A 1,814-nucleotide genomic window follows, 5' to 3' on the forward strand; every position below is an offset into this window, starting at 1 on the left:
CCCGTAGCCTGGGGGCGTGAGCCAGCCCGTGCCCGACGTCGGACCGCCCGCCCCGGGCGACGACCTCGCCGACGTCCCCACCCCTGCTGAACCGGGCGCGCCCGACGGCGACCCCGACGCCCCCCGGTTCCGTCTCGCCTACGTGCCCGGCGCGACGCCGGGCAAGTGGGCCGGCGTGTGGCGCGAGCGTCTGCCCGACGTGCCCCTCGACCTGCTCCAGGTCGAGTCGGCCGACGTCCTCGCGGTGCTGGCGGCGGGTGACGCGGACGCGGCGATCGGTCGCCTGCCCGTGGACAAGGACGTGTTCTCCGCGATCCCGCTGTACGAGGAGACGTCGGTGGTCTGCTTCTCGCGGGACCACCTGCTCGCCGCGCTGTCCGACGACGAGGCGGTCGCGGCCGCCGACATCGCGCAGGACCCCGTCTGGGTGCCCGGTGACGACGTCCTCTTCGCCGGTCGCCCGGTGCCCGGTGTCGTGCCGGCCGATCCGGACGGCAACCCCCTGGACCGGCTACCGACCACGGCCGACGTCGTCGCGACCGTCGCCGCGAACGTGGGTGTCGCGGTGCTGCCGATGTCGCTCGCGCGCCTGCACCGGCGCAAGGACGTGACGTACCGCCCGCTCTCCGACGGGCCGACGGCGCCGGTGGGCCTGGTGTGGCCGATCGACCGCACCACCGACCTGGTCGAGGAGCTGATCGGCATCGTCCGGGGACGCACGGTCAACAGCTCGCGCGGCCGGGGTGCGCCGTCCGCAGGCCGTGCCCAGGCGGCTGCCGCGGGCGGGTCCGCCGACCGTGCGGGGGTGAAGAAATCCCCGAGAAAGGCCTCCGGTGGCGCCGGATCGCGGTCTGCCGCGGGCCGGAGCGGGGGCAACGCCGGGGGTCGTGCAGGCGGACAGCGGGGCAAGGGTGCCCGACCTGCGCCCAAAGGGAAGAAAAAAGGCAAAGGTAGGTAGGGGGCAAGAAAAGACTTGTAAGACATTTTGCTGAGATAGTGGGATATTGGCGATTCATGTCATTGTCGCTAGGCTCCGAGGGTCGTGCCCGATGTCGGACATGTGACCGACCCGTTCTCGAAGGAGCGCTCAGTGCGCAAGACGACCGTCCTGGGAGCCACCGCGCTCCTCGTCGCCGGACTCATGGTTCCCTCGGCCGCCGCGTTCGCCGCGCCCGTCGTCGTGGCCCCTGTCGCGACCACCGGTGACGCCACCTGCCCGAAGGACGGGAAGGTGGACGTCCAGGGTGACCACAAGACCCTCGTGGTCACCGCGCCCGACGGCTACCTGATCACCGGCTACTGCGTGAAGGCCGGCTCGGCCAACCAGGGCCTGGGCCCGGAGTTCGTCGAGGTGGACCCGCCCGCGACCCAGGTGACGATCTCGCACTCGTCCGGCAAGGACATCAGCCACTACACGCTCGAGACGATCAAGGCCGAGCCGACGCCGGAGCCCAGCGTGCCGGGCGAGGAGCCGGGCACCGAGCCGTCGGAGCCGGGCGAGGAGCCGGAGCCGACCGAGCCGGGTACGGAGCCGACCGAGCCGGGCGTGGAGCCGGTCGACGGCGGCGAGCCGGTCGGGGAGTCCCCCGCTCCCGGTGAGGCAGAGGGCGCCACGCCGGCCCCCGCGGGCGACGCTGCCGAAGAGCTCGCGGCGACGGGTGCGAGCACCGTCATCGGCTTCACGCTCATCGCGCTGGCCCTCGTCGGCGGTGGTGTCACGCTGATCGTGCTGCGTCGCAAGGGCGCGCTCGGCAGCTGACGGGCGCCGCGCGCCTGCGGAGCGACCAGGGTGGGCCGGGACCGTGAGGTCCCGG

The 1,814-nt window shown here is 73.2% G+C and carries 2 protein-coding genes; both read left to right on the forward strand.

From position 1 onward, the window contains the following. Positions 1 to 16 precede the first annotated feature (16 nt). Positions 17 to 958 carry a LysR substrate-binding domain-containing protein gene (locus PROKR_RS30140; protein WP_036971663.1) on the forward strand — a complete coding sequence of 314 codons (942 nt, stop codon included), beginning with the start codon at positions 17 to 19 and terminating at the stop codon, positions 956 to 958. Positions 959 to 1,090: 132 nt separating this feature from the next. Beyond that, the gene (locus PROKR_RS31200; RefSeq protein ID WP_157602893.1) at positions 1,091 to 1,759 is read left to right on the forward strand and encodes an LPXTG cell wall anchor domain-containing protein; all 669 of its coding nucleotides are present in this window, start codon (positions 1,091 to 1,093) and stop codon (positions 1,757 to 1,759) included. Positions 1,760 to 1,814 lie beyond the last annotated feature (55 nt).

It is taken from the genome of Promicromonospora kroppenstedtii DSM 19349 (assembly GCF_000515355.1).
Classification (GTDB): domain Bacteria; phylum Actinomycetota; class Actinomycetes; order Actinomycetales; family Cellulomonadaceae; genus Promicromonospora; species Promicromonospora kroppenstedtii.